Origin of the sequence: Mesorhizobium sp. BR115XR7A (genome assembly GCF_020165315.1) — a bacterium.
Classification (GTDB): Bacteria; Pseudomonadota; Alphaproteobacteria; order Rhizobiales; family Rhizobiaceae; genus Mesorhizobium; species Mesorhizobium australicum.
The window spans coordinates 1-20,302 of the sequence record NZ_JAIUHW010000022.1; the positions used below are offsets into that span (position 1 = coordinate 1).

Sequence of the window (20,302 nt, forward strand, 5' to 3'; positions counted from 1 at the left end):
TTGGCTGGCAGCCAAGACTGGCGGAGCGGGGGCCTGAACTCCGGCGTGCCCAGATGTTGCGAAAGCGTCCGACACGCCTCTGTTGGGGTCCTCCGGTCCAGCATGCATCCCTGGGTTGCTGAGCGAAGACGAGGCGGCTTGATCATCCTGCCGCTGCTGAAGCACTTCGCGGAACCCCTGTTCCAGTCGCAGAAGCTCCTCTGCATTGGTTGGCGGCTGGTGAGCTCGATCATCGAACAGCGGCCGGAGCGCCTCGGGAACCTCAGCGCTGAAAGAAGATGAGGCGGCTTGCTCATCCTGCCATTGCTGAAGCACTTCGCGGAACCCCTGGTCCAGTCGCTGAAGCTCCTCTGGATTGGTTGGCGACTCGTCAGCTTGATCGAACAGCCTCCGGGCCTCGGCAAGGTGCTGCTCAACGCCCACTTGCCTGGCCTGGACCGCTTGATCCTCTTCCAGGCCGGCGTCCTGCACCTGCGGCAAAGCTGTTACACGGGATGGATTTTTTCGCTGGTCCACATTAGCCTCGCATCAAACTGTATCGTCAAAGTCTTGCGCCAATCCACGCAGCGGCTCATCGAGTCGAGATTCTGCGGAGAATCCCTCCTCTGCTTCCGTCAAGGGTGCCGGCTCCGGGAGGGCGCCTGTCTGGCTTTCAAAGATGCGTTTCAGAATGCGGTCCGAAAAATATCGCACCTTCCTCAGTTGCAATGGCGGCAGACCTTTGATGAGAACAATCTCGTACTCGTCATTGAGCAGCCGAACCTGTTCGGGACGCAGCAGCGGCGCACCTTGAAACGAATTCTGAATGTTCCGGTCGAACGCTCGCGACTGGCTGTAGGAAATCGATTTGGCTTCAAACGTGTATTCACCGATGGCTTTGGAAATGTAGTTCGGAGTCTCGTCATCGGCCGTGGCCATGAACACTTGCAGTCCGGTATTGCTGAGAAAATTCTGCTTACCAGCCTCTCCATAAGCCCCCGTTAGTGCCGAAAGGCTTTGGATGATGAGCATGAAACGCCCCTTGTAGCCCGCGATAGTCGTAATTGCGGTCTCGATCGCCTCCAGCTTCCCCAAGTGCTTGAATTCATCGAGCAGAAAGAGAACCTCGTGCTTTTCGTCCTGGCGGGGCAGCGACCGCTGTAGAATTGAAACGATTTGCTGAAAAAATAAGCGTATCAAAGGCGCGATCACCTCAAGGTCGTTCGGACCAACGCAAAGATAGATGCACGTTCTGCGACGGCGAAGATCATAGACCGAAAAGTCCGAGCGACTTGTAGCTGCCTTGACAGCCGGATCCGCCCACAAGTTGAGCCCACCATCGCCGAGCACGGACGTGTAGGAGGTTAGGATTTTCGTGTCGTTCCCCGCCATGTCGTCGAAGATGCGTTGTGCCTCTTTGTTCCGGGTCTCCATGGCGAGCTGCGCGAAGAGCTTGAACTTCTCCCCCGGCTGAGCGAACAGATCATAGACGGCGCCGATTGTTGGCGTGCCCCGCTCGATGCAGGCAAGGATCCCCGCGACAAAGATATCTCGCGCGCCGGCGACGAAACCTTCCGCCCCCTCCCCCTTGGCCGTAATCAGGTTCGCGGCCAAGCGGCGGGCTTCGGTGAATTGCTGCTGTGGATGCAGTGCTATGAGATCCAACAGTGGATTGTAGCAGTTTGTGCGCCGCTCTGAATCCAGTGGCGCGAATTTGAACACTTCGTGGCCTGCGGCTTTACGCGCCCTCGATGTGAGCTCAAAGAGCTCCCCCTTGACGTCCAGAGCTATCACAGAGCCTTTAAATGTAAGTAGCGTTGGAATGACTATGCCGACACCCTTGCCAGCGCGGGTCGGCGCAACAATGAGGCTGTGAGGCTGCTCGCCATTGGTCAGGTAATAGCCAGGCCAGAAAGGACCACTCGTCTTCCCGAAGACCGGCCCTGTCACGCCACGGTATCGTCGCAGATATCCCGTGCGTCGCATTTCATCCACTCGAGCCCAACGAGCCGTCCCGTGATGTTCGAGCTTGCGGCGCAATACGACCTGCTGAATCAGCAAGACAACCGCGGACGTCGAGAGCACGATAGCCGCGCCCTGATAGAAAACGGGGGTTGCGAAACCCAAATAGAAGGGCGTCTCAAACCAAAAGGCACGGACATCAAACGCCATCAGAGCCTCGCCGCTACCCCCGTGGCGGAAGGTTGCGTACAGACTTGCCGCACAGAACCCCAAGGCGAGTGAGCACGCGATGCTAATGGCTATGTTGGGGGACGTCGTTTTTGTAGAAGACATTGTTCCGTGGCCGAATTAGCGGTGCTGATGCTGCGCTTGCTTCAGACACCGAACCGAGGTCGCGCGATGCCGACGCTCGACAGATCGATGCCGCAGCGGGTAGTGCGATGCTTGCATCGCGCCCCCCGGCAGACGTGGATTTTGAAAGTTTCACGAAGCAGGTACGTCGACGGCCAGCGAATTGGAAACAGCAAGGCCGTGAACGGAATTCATGAGAGGAAGCGTTACTGCCATGGCCGAGACCTCAACGGCCGGTGCGATCTCTGCTTCTCCTAGCCTCCATTAGATCCTCTCGGGCGTGATTGTAGGAGTGGCTTATGTCCCGGCCGACTTGACCACCCCGCTGCAGCTGTTCGTGGGAGGTTTGCGGGCCAACTGTATCACGGACTGCAGCCCCAATACCTGCTATGTGGGCGTCCAGATCCGCACTGCGTTCCTCTGCTGCATGCCGCGGAGGAGGCATCTGCGGCAAGATGTCTTGCATGCCGGGAATTGAGTGAGCTTGGGCCTGTTGATTTGGATCTAACTGGTGATACATCGCGTACATAGCATTGGATGCTGTCGACCTGACGTGGCCATCCGGATCGGTAGCCAATTCAGCGGCCTGATCAAAAATGCGTGCTTTATTTTCAGCGTTAAACTTGCTGAAGTTTTGCGCAGCGTAAAGCGCTCCGATAGCTTGCGAAGGCGGGTCCATGTTGCCAATGCGATTAACAATACTATTTTGTGTCTCTGGCCGAAGGTAATGAGACACATTACTGACTGCTCTGAATTGCTCCAATGCTACTTCATCCGGGGTGTGTCCCAACCCGGCAGTCAATTTATCCCCCAGATCGACGGCTGATCGTCCAAGCTGATTGGTCCGCGTTTCAAACTTCGCGAGGTCAGTTTCTGGCTCGGTTCGAGTGCCCCGAACGGCTATGCGCTCTCGCCTCCCGAGTTCTTTGAAGGTCCCAAGATTTCGCGCTGTATCGCGCGGGTTAGCGCTTACCAGCCGTTCTGCAACATCGGTCAATGGTCCGTATGGAAGGTCACGGAGGGTACTGCGATTCCCCACGTCTTGGGATGAACTTGCAGCTGCGCGTGCCCGTTTGTTATCGCGATCCATTGCTCGGCCTCCAAAGTCGTTAAGTTACCCAATCAGGGTACCACCGACGCTTGACCTGCTAAACCGATATGAGGTTACAGTTGTAGTCTGGCAGAAACTTCTCCCAACTCTGGGATACGCCGAGAGCCGTAACCGGGGCAGATTTCCGGGCGGAAGGGTTTGCGGCGAGAGCGTTCGTGATTCACCGTTTGCGTGACGCATCAGGATCGTCTCGTATAAGAGAGTCCGTCGCGATACGCCCCGCGAATGACGATGGTACCTTCGGCTTGACTTATCCTTCGCGCTCTGCGGGTCCGACGAGAAAATCAGCCTACCTTGCTGAGACTACCTGCGGAGGACTTGCCGCTACGGCGGTCCTGCTCGATCTCGTACTTGATCTTCTGCCCATCAACGAGGTTTGAAAGTCCAGCCCGTTCTACAGCTGAAATATGGACGAAAACGTCCTGACCGTCGTCATCGGGCTGGATGAAGCCAAAACCTTTGGTGCTGTTGAACCACTTCACTGTTCCGGTCGCCATATCTGTGTATTCCTCTGTGGCCATGCGAACCAGACGGGCCGTGAAGCCGATCCTGTTCATATTTCGTAGAGTTAAACCCAGCAAAAACGAAAATTACAAGCCCACCTCGGGGTTGCGGCGCGAAAAGCCATTGCTCTGTTTGGGAACGCACCGAACAGGTGCCGGTGAGCTTGAGCGCAACGCGCTGCAAGACGCTCGAGTGCCGAGGAATCTCTCCGACAAGGATACGTCTGAGCCGCCCAGTATGCCGGCTCGGCAACCACCCGAATGGATCGAAGCCGATCTGCAAAACGGATGGCGAGAGCGTTGGCTCGTTTCCAACCCATCCTGTCTCACCAGCGCGGACGCCTGGACGGATGTCAACGCCGGAAAAAGAACCGCATCGATTGGTCCCGCTTGCGGCCAGCTCCAGTCGGCCGCTCGATCGCAAGCGTGGTTCGAGGAGGAAGCTCTCCCAGGTGCAATGCGAGGAGACGCTGGTCCAACTCCTTGTCGGCTGCCGTAAGGCGGTGGTTCAGGCGAAGGTAGTCCATCCAGGTCGGGGTGCGGAAGGTTTCTGTCCAACGCGAAGGCTGCTGGAGGTCGCGCTGGAGATTCCAGTGTCGCGCACCAACGCCGCTTTGTACTCGCCGCCGTTCCCGCATCTGCTCCAGGAACGCTTCGACATTTGCTTCGGGTATTGAATATTCGATCTTGGCGACGATCGGCCCGCTTCGGGGCTTCAAATCCAGGGCAACCTGAGGCGTTTCGAAGCCAAGAGGAGCCTGATCGGAATCTTTCCATTGACGGATGGGCAGCAGGAAGCCGGTGCCAGCGACCAGCAGCAGCGCGCCACCTGAAAGCTCCAGAGCCGAGCTCAGCGAATAGCTCTCGGCCACCGTACCCCACAGCCAGCTGCCAGCCGCGATGCCGCCGGATGAAAGGGCATAATAGATCGAGAGCGTGCGACCAACGACCCACCTTGGACTCGCCAACTGGACGCTTACGTCCAGCCCGGTCCAGGTCACGACCCAGCCCGCGCCGCCGAGCGCCAGCGCGATAGCCGCCACCGCCACCGAGGGGGTGAAAGCAAGCGATAGACAACAAGCCGCACAGGCGATGCACGACAGTGTCGTCAAACGTTCCTGGGACAGCCTCCGTCTCAGAATGTTGTTGCAGATGCCGGCGAACAAGGCGCCGGTCCCGAAGCCGGCCATCAGGATGCCGTAAACGACTGGCCCTCCCCCCAGCTGATCGCGGGCGACGAGAGGCAAGAGCGCTAGTATGGAGATGCTCGTCAGCCCAAAAAGGGCACCGCGGGCAATTGCTGCCTTGATTTCGGATGACAGGGCAGTGAAGCGCGCTCCGTCATGGATCGCCGTGGTCAATGGTTCACTCGGAAGCGGTGACGAGCGAACATGCCATTTGCAGCGCCCTATGGTCCACAGCAGCATCAGATATGTAAGCGTCGCCACTGCGAAAGCCGTCAAAGGGCCAAAGGAAGCAACGACGACGCCACCGAGAGCCGGACCGATGCTTCGGACGGCGTTATATCCGACCGAGATAAGCGTGACGGCGGCCGGAACATCGCGCTTTCGCAGGATATCGCCAACCGACGCGTGCCAGGCGGGGTCGGTGAAAGCGGCGCCTACTCCGGCCAAACAGCTGAATGCAAGAACCATCCATGGATTGAAAATTCCGAGACCTGCAAGAACAGTCAGCATCGTCGAGGACAATGCTATCACGCACCAGCCAGCGAACATGAGATTGCGGCGGCTGTAATTGTCCGCTAGGGCGCCGGCGATAATTGACAGGAGGAATGTGGGCAAGGTTGTCGAAGCCTGCACCAAGGCGACCATCACATCCGATGTCGAAATGGTCGCCATCAGCCAACTGATGGCAACCATTTGAATCAGCCACCCTAGACTGGATACCTGTGTGGCAATCCAGATCGGACGGAAAGTTGAATTCTCGAGCGGCGCGAACGTTGCCGATGACACCGGATTAACTTCTTCACGCGCCACCCCGCTCATTGGGCCGAGCCTCCCTTCGCTGCCAGTTGTATGAGATTTCTCCCCGCCCACGTGCCCATGGAGGAATGGCAGGATCAGGGCATTTTATCCGCGCAACGCAAGTTATTTTTGCCTGGCCGATGCTGTGGCAGAACCGAATGCTTCCGGTGGAGCTATCGTTCCGCTATGCGGGACGAGACCGGTTCGATCCTGTCGCTCTCGATCCCCGACCACGTTACAAGAATCGTCAGTTTGACGTTCCTTGGCGTCTCCAACCAAGCCACGTCCTGGGCATCGACTTCCCTTCTGGTGATCACGAGCTCCCGCGCATTGAACCGCCTCGCCAAGGTGGATCAGTAGTCTATCTTTGGCGTAGGTATTCAGCAGCCTGCTAGGCGCCCGCCGCCACGTGCGGGCGACGCCGGCATCAACCGGCGGGCAGATGCGCCGAGGGCAACAACCGCGCCTGACGCAACGCCGCCAGATCAGCCGAGCCGGTGCAGAAGCAGGCAACGGCCAACTGGCGGATGACGATCTCGAAATGCGCGACAACCGCCTCGGTGGACACCGTCGCCGCGCGCAGCACGCCGGCCGCCTGCCCGGCGATGTCCGCGCCCAGGCGGATGGCCTTGGCCACGTCGACGCCGTCGCGGATCCCGCCCGACGCGATCAGCTTCACAGTTGGCAGCGCCCGACGTACCGCCTGCACGCTGGCCGGGGTCGGAATCCCCCAGTCGGCGAACGCCATCGCCACTGCACGGTCGGCGGCATCGCGGGCGCGCTCGCCCTCCACCGCGGCCCAACTGGTGCCGCCGGCGCCGGCGACATCGATGACCGCCACGCCCGCCTTGACGAGCGCGCAGGCCACCGAGGCGGACAGACCCGACCCCACTTCCTTGGCCACAATCGGCACGTCCACGCTGCTCGCGGCGCGAGCGATCTGCGCCAGGACGCCGCGCCAGTCGCGGTCGCCCTCCGGCTGTACCGCTTCCTGCAGCGCATTGAGATGGACGATGAGTCCATCGGCCTCCAGCGCATCCACCGCCCGGCGCGCCAGGTCCAGGCCGTCGGCCTCGCGCAGTTGCGCGGCGCCGATATTAGCCAGCAAGGGAATGTCTGGGGCCATGCGGCGCAGCGCGCGCGTCAGCCCCTGGGAGTTGCGGGATTGCAGGCTCACGCGCTGCGAACCGACGCACATGGCGATCCCCAAGGCTTGTGCTGCCTCGCTCAGATGCCGGTTGATGGCCTCGGCGCGTGGCACGCCGCCGGTCATGGAGCTGATCAGCAGCGGCGCGCGCATGGTCTTGCCCAGCAGCGAGGCGCGCAGGTCGATCTGCGTCAGGTCCAACTCGGGCAATGCGCAGTGTTCGAAACGGATGTACTCCCAGCCGGCGGCGACCGTGGCCGGCGCCGTTCGCCGATCCAGCACGATGTCCAGATGGTCGTCCTTGCGCCGGCTCGGGATGTTGTCGCTATCGCTCATGCTCGCTCCATCCGTCGCATCGGGGGACGGCGTTGCATCGGATCGGACCGACGGCAGCGCGCGCACGCAGCCGCATCCCGCCGTTCAGGCGGGCGCACGCTGGCCTCCCCCCGCAGCGTCGCTGCGGTAGCGGCTGGTCGAGGTCTGGTAGTACTGCGCGCGGATGGCCGCCATGGCCTCGATCAACGCTCCCCACGGCGCTGGAAAGCGTTCTTCCGCCATCACCCGGTGCAGCATGCGCGTATGGCCGGCCAACTCGTCGTTGAGGAACTCCACCACAGGCATAGCCGGATAGCGCTGCCGCAGCAGGATCGCCGCGTTGTCGGCCTCGCCCGCCGACCTGTCCTTGTCGCGTCCATGCAGATCGTTCTGCAGGCGCCCTATCGCGGAGATGAGCCGCAGGACCTGGCGAAACGCCGGACGCGCGCGCAAGGTCGCCATGTCCAGCCCCCACAGCAACGACAGGCAACAGAACACGTTCGTGTAGGCGATCGAATCGATGCCGTTGTGCAGGTACTCGGCGTAGGACCAGCGTTCCGCCCCTACCGCCTGCGCGTGTCCGGCGCGCAGCGCCGCGCAGTAGCACCGAGTGTCGTCGAGCAGCCGAGCATAGTCGCGACGATCGTAGGCGAGCGCGGCCAGCGAAGCGCGCAGCACAGCGCAGCCCTCGAATCCGGGGAGCGCGCACGGCACGCCCTGCCCCAGCGCCTGCTCCACCGCGGCGAGCTCCTCCGGCGCGATCAGGCCAAGGTCGTTGCAATCGTCGAGCCAGAACAGCAGCGCCAGTTCGCGATAGAACGCCACGATCAGCGTTTCGGCCTGCGGATCGCGGCCAGTGCGGGCGCAGGTGTCGCGCAGGCTCGGGTGGATGCGCTGCAGGATGTACTGGCCGCCCCTGACCGCTTCCACGGCATGCTCGTCGGCGAACCCTGTCAGGGAACGCCCCCACTCCAGCACCTGCTGCAGCGCGCGTTCGGTCTGGATCATGACGCCGCTCCTGCTCCCTCGGCCAGGACGCGCCGCCCCCAACGAAGCGCCAGCCACAACCCGGCGAGTTCGGCCACGCGGACGACCCGGGTGGGGCAATACAGTTCCTTGCCGATCCACAGCGCCGTCTGCGGCAATGCATGCGCCACATGGCGAGCGAGCATCCACTCCAGCGCACGCGCCACCGCCTGCGCGATGCGCCGGCGCCCTGTCGGCTCTTCGCTCCCGTCCATGACGTGCAACGCGAACAGCGCATAGGCGGTTTCCTCAAATGAGGACGCGCGACCGGCGCCCCAGCCGCCGTCATCGCGCTGCGCCTGCAGCAGCGCCGCCAGCGCGCGCTCGTCGCGCCACTGGGGCTTGCCTTGCGCCAGCGCAGCGACCGCATGCGCGGTGGGATACAGCCACGAAACGTGCCATTTTTCGTTGTCCCATAGACCGTGCGGGTTGCGATTGGCCTCGACGTAGTAGCTGGTGCCGGCGGCGGGCTTTCCCAACAGTCGCAACGCATGCAGGGCATGGATGTTGGTCGACACCGAGGCATTGCGCTCGCCGGGGAAGGTGACGAATAGCTCGCCGATTTCGAAATCGCGCAGCGCATCGACCGGCGGGTCGCGACCTGCAAGGCGCAGGACGCACAACGCAACGGAGGTGTCGTCGGCATCGGCTGCGAAGTGCAAGGCCGGGCCCAGACCGCGCACGCCCATGCGGGCGTCGAGCTGCGCGACGATCACGCGCACGGCATCGGCGAACGCGGGATGCGCGAACAGCCCGGCCAGATGCAGGGTGTACAGCGACCAGCATGGCTCGAACACATTGATCGGCCAGACGTTGGGAACGACACCTTCGATGCCGCTGCGCGTCGCCCGCGATGCCGCCTGCAGATACGCGTCGGTGCGCCCGACCTGCGGCGTGCTCCCATGTGTTACGGCGTGCGCACGCCACGCGGCGGTGGCCGCCGGACTGATGCCAATGCTGCCGTCGTCGTCGGGGCATGCGGTGGTCGGCGACGTTCCCCAGGCTTCCCAGGAGTGCAGCAACGGATGGCCGCTCGGCAACGTCGCCACCGCCCCCAACTTGACAAGGCACGCCTGCCGCAACGGCAACAGCGCCGGGTGGCGCGGAAACCCCACGCCGCCCAGCAAGGATGCGGCCTCGCCGCACAACTGCGGCAGGATCAGCTCCGCGCCGATCGGCGCGTCCTCCGGCACCGAATGCGCGTAGGGATCGGGCTGGCGCTCGAGGAACCGGGTTGCAGCCTGGACTGCGTCGGCCGCGCCGGGAAGAGGATCGGCACGCTGCAATGTCAGCAACGCCGCCCAGGTGGGCGCATGGCGGAACAGCGGGAAGTCCGCGCTTCCCCATCCGCCATCGGCCTGTTGTTGCGCGATGAGCCACGCGTATGCGTCCTGCCGACCGGTGACGTTGCCGTGGAACTGCAGAGCTCGCGCCGTGTCGTAGACGGACGGACCGACGCTGCCGCCGTCGCTCATCTCGATCAGCAGGTGGCGCAATTCGGAAAGGATCTGTTCGGACAGCGCGTTCACGCGGTATGTTCCTTCTGCAGACAGTTGACGGGAACCTGGATCGGGCAGACGCCGCGCACGTCGCCGCAGGCCCGTCGCGGCCCGGCGCACGGGCAGCGCCGGACGGCCGCCCTGCTCCGGCGCGGCGACGCGCCCCATGCTGGGGCCGGTCCGCCGCATAGGCTTGCGCGCAGCGCGCCGCGTGAGCCGCGGCCGTGCTGGGCAACCGCTGCGATCGCCGCCGCCGACTTGGACACAGTGCAGCATGCACCGCTCACGCCGGCCGATCGATCGCAGCGGCACAGGGGCGACTCCATGCGGACGGGCGCGCTCATGCGCATGGCGCGTGCTTGAACAGATACGCGTTGGCCCGCTGCAGCATCTGCGCCAACCGTTCCGCACGCGTTCCCAGCGGGGCGATGGCCTCCCCGGCGTCGCGCAACAGATCCAGCGCCAACTGGCGCGCTGCCTGCAGCCCCATGATCGACGCACAGGTCGGCTTCTGCGCCGCCGCGTCCTTGCCGGGGGTCTTGCCCAACGTCGCGGTATCCGCTGTCGCGTCGAGAATGTCGTCGACCACCTGTAACGCCAGGCCGAAACAGGCGGAGTAGCGATCGAGCGCACAGTACAGCGCAGCGTGGGCGGCATCCTCCGCGATGGCGCATAGCGCGCCCATGCGAACGGACGCGCGCACTAGTGCTCCGCTCTTCATCCGGTGCATCGCCACGATCCTGTCCAGCTCGACGTGCTTTCCTACCAGCGACAGATCCATGGCCTGCCCGCCTGCGGCACCCTCGGCGGACACCGCCTGCGCCAGTTCGCGCACGAGCGCGATACGGTTGTCGCCCGGCGCATCCAGGCTCGCCAGGGTCAGGAAGGCGTGCGCCTGCAGCGCATCGCCGACCAGGATCGCAGTGGCTTCGCCGAACTTGACGTGCACGGTCGGAAGGCCGCGGCGAAGCACGTCATCGTCCATTGCGGGCAGGTCGTCGTGGACCAGGGTACAGGCGTGCATCATCTCGATGGCGGCGCCGACATCGTCGAGCATGGGCGCCGGCGTGTCGGCCAGTGCGCCGGTAGCCAGACAGAGCAAGGCGCGAGTGCGCTTTCCGCCATGCAAGGTGGCGTAGCGCATCGCCGCCATCAGCTCGGTCTCACCGTCGTCTTCGGCGCAGAGAAGACGCGCCAGCGCCTGTTCGACCCGCCTTGCGCCGTCCTGCATCCAGATCTCCGGCGGCAGCCTGCCGGATGCGCCACGCGCCTGCGCGTCGTCGTGTAGCGTGGAATCGGTCTGCATGTCGTTCATGTCCTTGTACCTGGCACGGCCACGGCGAGCGTCCGAGCCGCCGCGGTGTTGGCGGCGTCGCACCGAGCGCGCGCGCCAAGTGCAGCATTGCCGCGCGTCGCCGGCGCAGCTGCCTCGCCACACGGGGCATGCGATGCCAGCTCATGAGAATCCGATGCGGATTTTCATGGACGGATGTGCGGTCGGGAAATAGCGCCGACCTTTTTCGACGGCGCTCAGCAACCGCGGCCGCACCCCGGCCTTGTGCATGGTCAGTGCCAAGGCGATGCAGAACTGCACCATTTCCAGCCATACCAGGTGGTAACCGATGCAGACGTGTGGGCCGGTACCGAACTGCAGCATGTCCACCGGCCGGATCGGCTCCGTGCGTTGCAGCCACCGTGCCAGGCGGAACTGATCAGGCGCCTCGTGCAGCAGCGCAGAGGTCGAGAAATGCAGCAGCGGGATGCACAGATGGGTGCCCGCAGGAATGCGCCGTTGGCCGAGTTGCAATTCCTGCAGCGCGCGACGCGGCAGGAGCGTGGTCGCCGGATGCACGCGCAGCGTCTCGCGGAACAGCGCCTCGGCGACCGGACACTGCGCCAGGTCCGCGTGCCGGGTCGGCACCGCGCCCACGCGTTGCGCCTCCTCGACCAGGGCGTCCCACAGCCCAGGCTGCCGCGCCAGCTCGATCACCATCCAGGCCATCGTCGAGGCGGTGGTGTCGTGGCCGGCAAGCAGCAGCAAGCGGATATTGGCGACCAGGACGTCGTCGGAGAGCGCATCGTCGCCGCGATCGAAGGCGCTCACCATGTCATTGATCAACCCAGTGCGCGCGGCATGCGCGCGCGCGTCGCGGACGAACTGGCGCAACTGCGCGTCGATCCAGTCGCGGGCGGCGCGGCCGCGCCGCAAGGGGAGTCCGGGCAGGTCGACCGGGGGCGCGACGATCAACTGCAGCAGTTGCCGGTATTTGCGATGCCATCCCGGCAAGTCCTGCGCTGGGATTCCCATGAGGCTGAAGATGAGCTTGAGCATCAGGTCGCCGGTCTCGCGCAGGATGGTTACGTCGCCGCGGTCGCGCCACGCCTGCACCCGCGCCTGGATGACGGGCGCGAACAGGTTGCCGATGCCGGCTTGGGTCAGCCCCTTGGGCAGGAACGCCGCCTTGATCGCGTCGCGCGCCTGCCGGTGCGCGCCGCCGTCCTGGGCGACCAACGTTCCGCCAAGCAATTCGGGCGCGATCTCTTCGATCAGCGCCGAGGACACGTCCTTGTGCCGGAGCAGTGCAAACGCATCCGGATCCACGCAGGTCATCAGGTGTCCGGCAGGGCCGAAATCCAGCCAGAAGTGGCTGCCCAACGTCCGTTCCGCGCGCCGCAGCAGGCGCGGCAGGTCGCATACGATGGCGGGAAGATGTCCGACCAGGGGGAAAGCGCCGGGCACGACCGGGATGTCGTCCCGCAGCCGGTGCCGACGGTCCAGCGGGTTGAGCAGCATGTCCATCAGCAGCGCGGCCCCGCGGCCGCTTTGGCGGTGTCGCCGGCAGGCCGCGCGGCGCGGCTGTTGCCACCGTCGGCGTACGTCGGCACATGCGCCAGCATGCCGCCGTCGATGCACAGGACCTGGCCGGTGATGAACGCAGCATCGTCGGAGAGCAGGAACGCCACCAGCGCGGCCACGTCCTCGGGGCGGCCGACGCGCTGCAGGAGTTGGTGCCGGCTCAGATGCCGTTGCATGCACTCGTCCAGCTTGGCGAGGAGACGCTCGGTCATGATGAGACCCGGCGCAACCGCGTTGCAGCGGATCTGCGCATGACCGTACTGGGTGGCGAGCGAGGCCGACAGCATGTTCATCGCCGCCTTCGACGCGGCGTAGGACGTCTGCGCGGTGTCACCGCTGAGCCCCTGGCACGACGACATGTTGACGATCGCGCCACCGCCGCGGGCGATCATTCGTGGGATGGCCTGCCGGCAGCAGAGCAGCGTGCCGCGCAGATTGGTCGCCATGGTCTGATCCCAGACCGCCAGGTCCAGGTCGAGGATCGTGCGGTCGCGCGGTGTCAGATGCATGGCGCTCGCGTTGTTCACCAGCAGGTCGACCCCACCGAAGTGCCGCTCCGCCGTCTCGAACAGCGCTGCCACCGCCTGCGCATCGGCGATGTCCATGGCCAGGGCCAGCGCGTGGCCCGCTTCGGCCGCGATCTGCGCGGTGCAGGCGACGGCCGCCGAGCCATCAATGTCGGCCACCACCACTCTGCCGCCCTCGCGCGCGATGGCGAGGGCGCATGCCTTGCCGATGCCGGCGCCGGCGCCGGTCACCACGGCCACCTTGCCTTCAAACCGTCCTCCTGGGTTGCGTTGGTCTTTCGCGGCATGCCGCTCAGCCTGCGCCGGAGAAGGCGCAGGGTCGGCGCTGGCGCGCTCGCCAGCGTCGCTTTCGATGACCCGAATGGCGGCGACCGGACACTGGCTGGCCGCGAGCCGCGCGGCGGCGTGCAGCGCCTGCGGGACCGTCGCCACGCACACTTCCGCCACGCCGTCCGGTTCGCGCTGGCGAAAGGTGCCCGGCAGCGTCAGCACACACTGCCCGGTGGTTCCGCATAGATCCTGATCGATCACGACGCGCATCTCAGCCCCCCTGAGCATGCAGTCGCACCGGCAGCGCGCGGAACGTCCTGAGGAACGCGGATGGCTCCCGGGTCGGCTGCTCGGCCAATGCCAGCGTGGGGAAGCGCGCCTCGATCCGCGGCAGGCTCTCGGCCAACTGCACCCGGGCCAGTTGCGCACCGAGGCAGAAGTGGATGCCGTGGCCGAAGCTCAGCATGATCTTCCCATCGGTCGACATGCCAGGAGTGGTGCCGTAGAACCGCGCGGGATTGAAGCGGTCGGGATCGGCGAAGGCGTCCGGGTCGCGATTGCCGGCCGCGATCAGCACGCGCACGTCCGCGTTCTTCGGGATCACCACGCCGCCCAGTTCGATGTCGCGCTGGGCGATACGCGGAATGGAGCTGAACATGGCAGGCGCGTCGCAGCGCAGGACTTCTTCGACGAATGCCTTCACCCCCACGGCGTCTCCCTGCAGCCAGTGCCGCTGTTCGGGATACGCCAGCATCGCCAGGACCGCATGGTCGATGGTCGCAGCAGTGGTGGCGAAGCCGCCCAGCAGCATGCCCCACAGCATGCTGATCAACTCCGCATCCGACAGCGTGTCGGCATCCTCGTCGTGTGCGCCGACCACCATCGACACGATGTCGTTGCGGGGATCAGTGCGCTTGCGCTGTATGAGATCGCCGAAGTAGGTCTGCACCCTGGCGCTGGCCGCGTCCGCCGCGGCGAGCTGGGGATCACTGGCGCGTGGGCTCAGGCCTTCCAGAATGGCGCCGATGCCGGCGGCCAGCCCGAACATGTCGTCCTGGGGCATGCCGAACAGTTCGGCGAAGACCAGCATGGGCAAGGCCAGCGCGAATTCCCAATGCAGGTCCACCGCATCCCCGCGCTCCAGCGCGGGCGCCATGCCGTCCAGGCGCGCCGCGACGATGCGCGCGATGCTCGGCCGCAGGTTGTCGATCTGGCGCATGGTGAAATCGCGCGAGATCAGCCGGCGCAGACGCGTATGCGTCGGTGGTTCCTTCATCGCTAGCGTGGACGCGAGGAGATTGAGTGACAGGCTGGTCTCCGCACGCGGGAAATAGCGCGCCAGTTCGCCCGGCGCCGGTCCCCGAAACACATCGCCCGTGGCCTTGAGCGCCCAGTAGATGTCGGCGTGGCGGCTCAACAGAAAGAGGCCCGACGCCGCACGATGCACCGGATCGTGCTCGCGCAACCACCGCATGAACGTATACGGGTCTTGGATACACGCTGGCGACGCAAGTTCGGCGAAGGCGTCCCGGCATGCTGCCGTGGTTTCTTGCACGTCCATCTTGGTTACCTGTTGGCTGGCTGATCTGACCGGCGCGTGCTAGGCGCGCCGGCAAATTGCGGAGAAGATCGCGATTCCGGGCGGCGTCCGCGCGTCACCAGAGCACCGGGAACTCCTCGAACCCGCCAGTGATGATCTCCTTGCGCAACTTCAGTTCTTCGGGCGCCACGGCCAGGCGCAGCGCGGGAAAGCGCTGGAAGATCGAGCCGACCACCACCTTGAGTTCCAGCCTGGCCAGCGCCATGCCGATGCAATAGTGCGGCCCGTGCGAAAACGTCAGGTGCGGATTTTCGTCGCGTCCGATGTCGAAGATTTCCGGGTCGTCGAAATGGCGCGGATCGAACGACGTCGCCGGCAGGCCGACCAGCACCTTGCTCTCCGCGGGAATATGCACGCCCGCGATAGTCACGTCGGTCCTCGGATAGCGCATGATGCCGTCCCAGCCCGCGCCCGGCGGGTACATGCGCAGGATTTCCTCCACCGCCTTGTCCACCAGGGATGGATCGCCGACTAGGCGTTCGCGCTGTTGCGGATGGCGGAACATGGCCAGCAGGCCGAATTCGATCTGCGCGACGGTGCTCTCGTGCCCCGCCACCAGCATGCCCGCCGCCAGGCCGATCGCCTCTTCCTCGGTCGCATTGCCCTGCTCGACCGCCGCGAGCAGATCCGTCAGCAGGTTGTCGCCCGGATCCTGGCGCTTGTCCCACATCTTGCCGCGAATGTAGGCGCGCAGTTCTTCCCAGGCCAGGCGCGACGCGCTGCGCGGGCCGCTTTCATGCTGGTGCGTCATCACTTCGTCGGACAGCCCGGCGAAAAAGGCGTGATCCTCGTAGAGCACGCCCATCAGCGCGCTGATGACCATGGCCGGCAGCGGAAAGGAGAGGTGGCGCCTCAGGTCGGCGGGCTGGGGCTGGGCCGCCAGCGTCTCGAACAATTGCGCGGCGATCGCCTCGACCTGCTGCGCGAGCAGCTTCACCCTGCGGTTGCTGAAGGCCGGCGCCACGATCGTGCGTAACCGGGCATGCTCGCCCCCCTCGTGCGAGACCAGCCACCCCGGCGAACCGAGAATCACCGAATCCGGGGTGAATGCCGCCGGCGGCATTCCCGCGGGCCGGAACGCCGCGTCGGACAGCGCCGCCTTGGCCTCGTCGTAGCCTGTCACCCACCAGCCTTCGTGCCCGGACGGGAAGCGTACGCGGTGGATCGGACCGTTGGCGCGTAGCGCCAACATCTCAGGCGAGGGCTCGATGTGATCGACGCGCCACATCGGCAGCGTCGGCAAGGGTTGTTCGGACATGGTGGCACTTCACTCTCTAAGCGATGGAAGGGCGGAAGGCGCTGCGGGCAGCGAATGATTACGACGGCACGTAGACGTCCTCCGGGGAGTAGCCCGACTCGATGTCAAGATCGGCCAACGTGTAACTGTCTAGGCATACCGCGCGGCGAGATGCAGAACTTTATCCTGCGCCTTCGAGTTCAGGATTAAGGCGAGTGTGGTGGGCCCTTGAGTCGCAGCCGGCCATCAAGATTTCCTGCGCAAGCGTCGACAAGGTTGGCAGCCTGTTTGGGTACGGGCGGTTTCGCCAAGGCCCCCTTGCCATAGGATGCTATCTGATGCGGATTTGACATTATGCTTTTCTTTCTTCGTTCCATCGATCGCGGTGTCATCCACGAAATGAAGATCGGTCGTCGGCTCCCGGCTCCCAACGAAGGAGTTTCAAAACTCGTGCCAATTTGGCCGACCCAGCAGAAGAAAAACATTGTGATTGCTTTTCAGGGGATTAGCCTGAGGCAGACAAGAGCTCGATGAAATAGCCCGGTGTCGCGGACCCAACAAAGGCGACAAAACAGTGTCGGATAGTATACGGTCGTCAGACGCCAGACCGGCGACACCTTCTTTATTAGTTGTCCTGTCGTGGAATGATGGCAGGCGACCTGACCGTATTGCCCCATAGGAGGGGCTCCTGGTTGGCTCAGGGGTCACGTGCTTGCTCCGGGCGCGCTCGAGGCGGCTTGCGGGCTCGTTGCCAATGCAACACAGGCGATCCGCAACACCGCCATCTGGGGCGAAGCCGGCACGGCCCAAGAAGTTCGGCGCTTGGGACGGCAACCTGATGACGGAATGGCATGTCCGCTATGGCGGTCGCGCCGTGATGATCTACTGGCATGTCGAAAAGGGCTCGACCTGCATTTTCTCGCAGCTCAAGCGCTGTTCGTCTTCGGAGGTCGCGGCGATGACCAAGGTCTTGCTGCGACATTACACCAACGTGGAGATCCAGCGCCAATATGTCGACAGCCATGGCCAGAGCGCCCTCGGCGTCCCTTTTGCCGCCTGCTCGGGTTCAACCTGCCGCCACGCCTGAGGGCGATCGCCTGGCAGAAGCTGGCGCTGCCAGGCCTGCGCGCTGAATTGCCAAATGCTTCCCATTCTTTCCAAGGTCCTCACTTGGGAGGAGGTCGAGCAGCAGTATGGCCACAGTCAATCTGGGCCGGCCAGAACGACATCGGAATAGCGTCCGGCCTTCGTTCATCTCGAAGAAGGGATGACCGACCGGTCCGTTTTTCGCGCATGCGGCAGCTCCATTGCGATCGCGGCAATTTGGATTGGCGCGGGCGCCATGTGCTCCGACCCCGAGGGGCTGTCCCGGTCGACAAGAGCCATCGCTCAGCGGCGATCAAGTCATCGGCTTTCGGAATGACCGGCGACGCTTGGTCTCAACGACTACGCCGGTCGGGCTGTCGGCCGTATTCTTCGCCTTGAACACGGCGGTTCGCTTCGGTTTTGGTTTGGGTAGCGCTTGAGGCTCTGCCCTTGGCTCCGGCGTTTGCTTGCTCTTTTGTTTGTCCTTGCGGGCGCAAAGTAAAGCCTTGGCGGTCGCCGCGTCCGCATCCGAGACCATGCCGGCCGGCTTGCCATTGAGATCGATCCGTGCGGCGCCGGCATCCAGTCTTGCCAAGTATCTGGCCATCTTGGTATACGCCAGCAGGGCTCTCCTCAATTCATCATCAGACAGTTCGCCGTCGAGCACTCGAATGTCACGATGGATGCCGATCTTGAGCGGCCTGGGCGCTTTCGGATTGAACGCCGCAGGCCACTTGGCCGATAGATAGCGGAAAAGCTGTGCAGGCGATTTGCCTCGGCTACAGCTCAACATCATAAGCCTCGCCCCATTTTTTCGTTTCCAATTTGGACCTTCCTAGCGCTGATATATGCAATGATTATGGGAAAATGGGCATTCGCCCCGCAGGGCAAAGCAGCGGCCGCCTCCTCATTCGGACAGACGAAGTGCCTGGTGGACCGAGCAGGATCGGCACCAATCACGCCGAGCCGTCCGGATTAAGTTCACAGCCATACAGCAGGGTCGGTGGAACGCTGTTTCCCCATTCTCCGCCAACCATTGACCCTTGGCGGCGCATCTGAAACGCCGGCAGCGAAAAGACTCCCTCCGCTGAGGGCCGTCGGCGAGTAGGACCCGAAACCGTCGCGGCTCCCCTCACCCGTTCGGCCGTTCCGTAGTACCAGCGCGTCGCGCAGCGCGAAAGCTATTCAGGCGACCGTTCCGTGATCTCGGCCGGATCGACGCCGTCCTGGGACAGGAAGGCAGGCGAATGGCTGGCAAAAAGCGTTCCGCCGTAAACCGGCGTCGGTCACCAGAACCTGGCGGAACTGCCGGGCGGCGGCCTTTCCGGAATAGCTGCCGCCGATGACAATTGGCGCAGCGAAATTCGGAAGATTGCGAGCGACAGGCTTCGGACTCCCATTCGATTGCCGACTCGGCTCATGCATTGGCGGGCACTGAGAATGTTTGCACATCACGTTGATGGTTACCGCCATGGAGATCGCCTCAGAAGCGGCGCCCAATCGGAAACATTAGCACCTGCGCGTTTTGGCTCGGCTGCTTGAACTCCTCGACGGCAACTGCCTCAATTAGCAGATCCAAGGCTTCGCGCCCCCTCTGGCTCATCGGGTCATCGCCTCGCAGATAATGATACGCTCGATCTAGATGCACTCGCGCGGCAGAAAAATCGCTTGTCATATGACCCTCTCAGTTGCCGCCCGCGTTAGCCGTCTACGAGGTGAGGGTCACGCAATCGTCAATATCCACAGACGGATTTGATTTAAATCGCAGATGATCCGGGAGAAACCAAACACCGGCTTGTCCTATGCGAGTGCCCCTTGATTATGTCGCCGGCGGCCCGGTGGACTCTGCAATAGGGTTGCTAAAGCGAGCCTGCCAATATGTCCCCAGCATCCTCCAATAAGCCGTCCCGAGTTTCTGGTCAGTCCAGCACTTTTGCGTCCGACGCTGGATACGGCGATCCACGTGGTGCGCGCGTCCTGCGGCTGGCACTTGCCGATTATCTAGCAAGCGATCGTGGACTTGCGGCCTCGCCTGATGAGATACTGGTGACAAGGGGCAGCCAGATGGGGCTGTTCCTGGCAGCGGCTGCGGTTATTGACCCTGGCCAAGCCATTGCCGTGGAGGTGCCAGGCTATCCTCTGGTGGACGGCGTTTCGGGCAGCAGGCGCCAGAATCATCGCCGTACCAGTTGACACCCAGGGTATCGACGTCACGCAACTCGAAAATATCGCCCAGCAGGAAACGGCCCCGAAAGCGATCTATGTCACGCCACACCATCAATACCCGACGCTCGGTGCCGGTCGCCGGCTAAAACTGCTCGACATCGCGCGAAAGCGTGGACTGGTCGTCATCGAGGACGACTATGATCACGAATACCGATTCGAAGGACGACCCGTGCTGCCGCTAGCCGCACGGGCGCACCCGGAACAGCCCACCGTCTATGTCGGCTCCCTGTCCAAGCTGCTCACACCCGCTATCCGGATCGGATATATAACCGCGCGGCCGAACATCCTGGCGCGTATAGCCGACCGGCGAGAGGCCATCGACCGCCAGGGAGATTTCCCACTCGAACAAGCCCTGGCCAGGCTGATTGGAGACGGAGTGTTGCAACGGCACCCGCAAGGCCCGACGCATCTACGCGTCGCGGCGTGATCTCCTGGCCGAGGAAGCCAGCCGGCATCTCGGCGACGATGTCATGTTCGACCTCCCGGCGGGTGGCCTGGCACTCTGGTTGCGCCTGCGAAACGGGCTGAGCGGGGAAACCTGGGCCGCGAACGCGGCCAGCGCGGGCCTTGCCATCACGCCCGGGATTCGCTTTGCACTCGACCCCGCGAACGCGCCCGAGG

18 protein-coding genes and 1 pseudogene are annotated in these 20,302 nt (G+C 63.8%); 3 read left to right on the top strand and 16 right to left on the bottom strand.

What is annotated here, in order from left to right:
• From LB557_RS30255 to LB557_RS30315, 14 genes and pseudogenes are all read right to left on the bottom strand, one after another.
• A partial coding sequence (locus LB557_RS30255) for a hypothetical protein (RefSeq protein WP_224713145.1) occupies positions 1-516 on the bottom strand: 516 nt, incomplete at its 3' end.
• Between the two features lie 12 nt (positions 517-528).
• Entirely contained in the window at positions 529-2,274 is a 1,746-nt protein-coding gene (gene virD4 / locus LB557_RS30260; RefSeq protein ID WP_027033426.1) for a type IV secretion system ATPase VirD4, read from the bottom strand.
• A gap of 244 nt (positions 2,275-2,518) precedes the next feature.
• The gene (locus LB557_RS30265) at positions 2,519-3,382 is read right to left on the bottom strand and encodes a hypothetical protein (protein ID WP_027033425.1); all 864 of its coding nucleotides are present in this window, start codon (positions 3,380-3,382) and stop codon (positions 2,519-2,521) included.
• Positions 3,383-3,687: 305 nt separating this feature from the next.
• Positions 3,688-3,900 carry a cold-shock protein gene (locus LB557_RS30270; RefSeq protein ID WP_027033424.1) on the bottom strand — a complete coding sequence of 71 codons (213 nt, stop codon included), beginning with the start codon at positions 3,898-3,900 and terminating at the stop codon, positions 3,688-3,690.
• Positions 3,901-4,259: 359 nt separating this feature from the next.
• Positions 4,260-5,912, bottom strand: a complete 1,653-nt coding sequence (locus tag LB557_RS30275) for an MFS transporter (protein ID WP_027033423.1) — start codon at positions 5,910-5,912, stop codon at positions 4,260-4,262.
• A 406-nt stretch (positions 5,913-6,318) separates the two neighbouring features.
• Entirely contained in the window at positions 6,319-7,374 is a 1,056-nt protein-coding gene (gene fni, locus LB557_RS30280) for a type 2 isopentenyl-diphosphate Delta-isomerase (protein ID WP_027033422.1), read from the bottom strand.
• 84 nt (positions 7,375-7,458) lie between these two features.
• Complete coding sequence (locus tag LB557_RS30285) at positions 7,459-8,361, bottom strand: terpene synthase family protein (protein ID WP_027033421.1); 903 nt, start codon at positions 8,359-8,361, stop codon at positions 7,459-7,461.
• Complete coding sequence (locus LB557_RS30290) at positions 8,358-9,908, bottom strand: hypothetical protein (protein WP_027033420.1); 1,551 nt, start codon at positions 9,906-9,908, stop codon at positions 8,358-8,360. The genes LB557_RS30285 and LB557_RS30290 overlap by 4 nt, the downstream gene beginning before the upstream one ends.
• Positions 9,909-10,218: 310 nt before the next feature.
• Positions 10,219-11,184, bottom strand: coding sequence for a polyprenyl synthetase family protein (locus tag LB557_RS30295; protein WP_027033419.1), 966 nt, complete (start codon positions 11,182-11,184; stop codon positions 10,219-10,221).
• Positions 11,185-11,334: 150 nt separating this feature from the next.
• Entirely contained in the window at positions 11,335-12,678 is a 1,344-nt protein-coding gene (locus LB557_RS30300) for a cytochrome P450 (RefSeq protein ID WP_027033418.1), read from the bottom strand.
• The gene (locus tag LB557_RS30305) at positions 12,678-13,502 is read right to left on the bottom strand and encodes an SDR family oxidoreductase (protein WP_027033417.1); all 825 of its coding nucleotides are present in this window, start codon (positions 13,500-13,502) and stop codon (positions 12,678-12,680) included. Before LB557_RS30305 ends, LB557_RS30300 begins: the two co-directional genes overlap by 1 nt.
• An 18-nt stretch (positions 13,503-13,520) precedes the next feature.
• A pseudogene (locus LB557_RS31800) lies at positions 13,521-13,802 on the bottom strand (ferredoxin); the annotation flags it as partial.
• Position 13,803: 1 nt separating this feature from the next.
• On the bottom strand, positions 13,804-15,093 hold the full coding sequence (locus tag LB557_RS30310; protein ID WP_027033416.1) for a cytochrome P450: 1,290 nt from the start codon (positions 15,091-15,093) through the stop codon (positions 13,804-13,806).
• Between the two features lie 94 nt (positions 15,094-15,187).
• Positions 15,188-16,390 (bottom strand): cytochrome P450, encoded by a 1,203-nt coding sequence (locus tag LB557_RS30315; RefSeq protein WP_027033415.1) that lies wholly within the window; start codon positions 16,388-16,390, stop codon positions 15,188-15,190.
• A gap of 817 nt (positions 16,391-17,207) precedes the next feature.
• Between LB557_RS30315 and LB557_RS31900 the strand changes: the two genes are divergently transcribed.
• A complete protein-coding gene (locus tag LB557_RS31900) occupies positions 17,208-17,456 on the top strand; it encodes a Tn3 family transposase (RefSeq protein WP_027033414.1) in 249 nt (82 codons plus the stop codon).
• Between the two features lie 312 nt (positions 17,457-17,768).
• Here LB557_RS31900 and LB557_RS30325 read toward each other — a convergent pair whose 3' ends face one another.
• Together LB557_RS30325 and LB557_RS30330 are read right to left on the bottom strand one after the other, a co-directional pair.
• Positions 17,769-18,251 (bottom strand): ProQ/FINO family protein, encoded by a 483-nt coding sequence (locus LB557_RS30325; RefSeq protein WP_027033413.1) that lies wholly within the window; start codon positions 18,249-18,251, stop codon positions 17,769-17,771.
• A 687-nt stretch (positions 18,252-18,938) separates the two neighbouring features.
• Complete coding sequence (locus LB557_RS30330) at positions 18,939-19,130, bottom strand: hypothetical protein (protein WP_027033412.1); 192 nt, start codon at positions 19,128-19,130, stop codon at positions 18,939-18,941.
• Between the two features lie 203 nt (positions 19,131-19,333).
• Between LB557_RS30330 and LB557_RS31680 the strand changes: the two genes are divergently transcribed.
• Positions 19,334-19,648: an aminotransferase class I/II-fold pyridoxal phosphate-dependent enzyme gene (locus tag LB557_RS31680; protein WP_263496943.1), complete on the top strand. Its 315-nt coding sequence runs from the start codon at positions 19,334-19,336 to the stop codon at positions 19,646-19,648.
• Positions 19,551-20,108, top strand: a complete 558-nt coding sequence (locus tag LB557_RS30335) for an aminotransferase class I/II-fold pyridoxal phosphate-dependent enzyme (RefSeq protein WP_027033411.1) — start codon at positions 19,551-19,553, stop codon at positions 20,106-20,108. Before LB557_RS31680 ends, LB557_RS30335 begins: the two co-directional genes overlap by 98 nt.
• Positions 20,109-20,302: the final 194 nt, after the last annotated feature.